A 2810-nucleotide genomic window follows, 5' to 3' on the forward strand; every position below is an offset into this window, starting at 1 on the left:
CATCGACCATTGCCCGGTAGCCCGCCGTAGCGGAGCCCGGCTGATAGTCGGAAAAGCTGTTCATATCTTTTGCCCGCTTTGCGGCTTCTTCGTTGATCGGATAATATTTCGGCATAGTACCTCCTTCCACAAAAGCCGGAACTTTGGGACAAATTGTCCCAAAGCCCCGGCAGCTAAAATGTTGACAGCATCTCACGGAAACAGGGGCGGACGTAGAAACATACGCCTCCCGCAGAAAAGGGCCTTAAAAAGCCTTGTCACAGGCGGGTTTGGGGTGTCCTAATTGTCAACACATCAGCCCCGCTTTTTTCGCATATATTCCCGCTGCTGTCTGCGGTGTGCCGCCTTTGCACAGGCCGCCGAACAATAGGTTTGCCGTCCATCAGGAGCCACGGCTCTGCCGCATACCGGGCAAGCCTTGAAATCCGGCCTTGACCCCTCTGCCAGCAGCGCAGCCTCCAGCGCCGGATCAAGGGGCAGAACTGCCTCGCGGAAGTAGCGGCAATAAGCCCCTGTCCAGCATTTCCCAAACATATAGCACTCGCAATCCAGCGGCAGGCAGCCGCAGTCCCGGTCATAGTTGGCACACCATTTTGACACCAGCCTGCGGATTGCCGCTTTTTCTGTCCGGGTCAGTTCTCGGCCCACAGCATCACCTCCCGTTGCCCGGTGGTTTGAGCTGCTCCCGGTAGCAGAACACGCAGCCAATCCCACGCCAGTAAGGGCAGCCGTCACAACGGGAGCCCTTCGGCGGCAGGCTGGGCGGCACACCCTTAAAGTAGCTTTTTTCTTTCATAAATCCCTCATAGGGGTTGTTGGTAAATCTCATTCATTATCCTCGCTTTCGGTATCGTCCTCGTCCCAAGGCGGCCCATCGTCCTCGGAATCGTCATAATCAGCCAGTTCCTCACTGTAATCTTCTTCGGGTACAGCAGCTTTTTCATGCTTCGGGCGGTAGATTTTCAAGTACCAGCCTGCACCGCCGCCCAGAACAGCCACTGCCAAAATCAGCAGAAGCATCCCGGTATTGCTTTTCTGCTGGGGCTCGGGTTCCGGCTCCTCCGCAGGTTCCGTCACCGGAGCGGGTTCTGGAGCTGTGCCAGCACACTCGGTCATGTTGACCGCGCAGACCTCGCAATCCGTATGGATGGCTCCGGGCGCACATTTTTCTGTGCAGGAGCAGGCCGGAAGTTCTCCTCCAGCGGCCTCCAGTGCCGCCAGCAGATCGGCTTCATCCATCATGTTCAAAAAGTAGGTGTGATACTGTTCGCCGTCCTCATCCACAGGCTTGTCATAGTCAATGACAATGTAAAAGGTGTTGCCGCCGCTGGTTTCCACCGTGATGAACTGTTTGTTGGTTGCAGCATCGTAGAGCAGATCGCGGGTCACAAGGTTTCCATCCTCCGAAAAGCCCTCGCCCGGGGTAATGGTAGGTGCAGGCTCCGGGGGCGGAGTTTCTTCCACAACAGGCGGTTCCTCATTTCCACTGTCCGAATAGGCATAGGCCGGAATCGCAAAGCCGCATAAAAGAACGGCGGAGCAAAGCCCCGCCGCCAACATACGAAAGTGTTTCATATTCAGTTTTCCTCCTTCTTTTCTTCTTCGGTCTTCGGGACACTTTGTCCCAAAGTGCCACCGTCCTTCAGCTTTTCAAACAGCAGCGGGAGCTCCGTAAGGGAAATGCTCATACCGCGCACAATGTCCACGATCTCGCTGTTTTCCGCCTCCAGCTTTTTCTGCTCCAGCTCCTTGAGCCGGGCCTGCTGTTCACTGATTTTGGCCTTGACCTTATCAATCTCGGCCTGAATTTTCATGCTTTTGGTAGTTGCCATTTCAAAACCTCCTGTCACGGTAAACGCCCGTAGGCGTAAAAATGAGATTGCCAGTAGCTTGTATTCAAATTTGCGTAGCCGATGGGATCTCCACAATGCAGCATTTTTCCGTCACCGACATAAATCCCGCAATGGCTCACGCCCGGCGTGTCATAGGTGCCTTTGAAGAACACCAGATCACCGGGTTTGGGAGAGCGGGTCGGCGTACAGATGTTATAGAGCCCCTGGGCTCCCAGCCTGCCCACATTCCAGCCGGAGTGATTGATAACCCACGAAACGTACCCCGAGCAATCAAAGGAAGTGGCGGGAGAACTGCCGCCCCACACATAGGGATAGCCGATGTATTTCTGCGCTTCGGCAAGCATTGCAGCAAAGGTTTCATCGTCCAGATATTCTCCGGGCACTTCGTAATCACCGGGTTTCCCGGTAATATACTTGTTCACATAGGGAGAATCCGGAAACAGGTCAGGACGGTTCCCCAGCGTTGCCATATAGATGGCATATCGGGAAAGCTGATCCTCGCCCATAACGTACACAGGTACATGGGACAAATCAAAGTTTTCCAACGTGACCGTACAGATGTAATAATCGTAAGGCACCTGATAGGTGTCCGTATGGGAGTTGCCGTCCTCGTCCGTCCATGTGTCGGTTTCTGTGCGATACCGGGTTTCCACCACCACATCCTCCGTGAGAATGTACTGGCGGTCAAACAGCATTTGCAGCGTTCCCTGGACTTCGTCTATTGTCCATTGTCCCTCATGGAGCGCACACAAAAGAGAAAGCAGCACATAGGGGTCATGTTCGATTTCGTCCAGATCGAAGTGGTATTCGTCATAGTCATGGGTGCTTTCATAGGTGTCCAGATAATGCTGCAAATCATCTTCCAGCGCACAGTAGGCAGCTTCGGCGGCCAGCATATCCCGATCCTCGCAAGGATAGGTGCTGGCCCCTAATGCACCGGCCCCGGCGTTCCCCAGC

5 protein-coding genes are annotated in these 2810 nt (G+C 54.5%); all 5 read right to left on the reverse strand.

Annotation, left to right across the window (positions count from 1 at the left end):
• Window positions 1-294: 294 nt before the first annotated feature.
• On the reverse strand, window positions 295-648 hold the full coding sequence (locus H8Z83_RS18865) for a cysteine-rich VLP domain-containing protein (protein ID WP_118638966.1): 354 nt from the start codon (window positions 646-648) through the stop codon (window positions 295-297).
• Window positions 649-652: 4 nt separating this feature from the next.
• Window positions 653-829 (reverse strand): hypothetical protein, encoded by a 177-nt coding sequence (locus tag H8Z83_RS18870; RefSeq protein WP_014080211.1) that lies wholly within the window; start codon window positions 827-829, stop codon window positions 653-655.
• A complete protein-coding gene (locus tag H8Z83_RS18875) occupies window positions 826-1575 on the reverse strand; it encodes a DUF4366 domain-containing protein (RefSeq protein ID WP_187016440.1) in 750 nt (249 codons plus the stop codon). The genes H8Z83_RS18870 and H8Z83_RS18875 overlap by 4 nt, the downstream gene beginning before the upstream one ends.
• Before the next feature lie 2 nt (window positions 1576-1577).
• Window positions 1578-1832 (reverse strand): DUF4315 family protein, encoded by a 255-nt coding sequence (locus H8Z83_RS18880; protein WP_187016441.1) that lies wholly within the window; start codon window positions 1830-1832, stop codon window positions 1578-1580.
• Window positions 1833-1846: 14 nt separating this feature from the next.
• Window positions 1847-2810: C40 family peptidase (locus H8Z83_RS18885; protein ID WP_187016442.1), on the reverse strand; the 964-nt coding region annotated here is incomplete at its 5' end.

This window comes from Dysosmobacter segnis, from assembly GCF_014297285.1.
GTDB classification, from domain to species: domain Bacteria; phylum Bacillota; class Clostridia; order Oscillospirales; family Oscillospiraceae; genus Oscillibacter; species Oscillibacter segnis.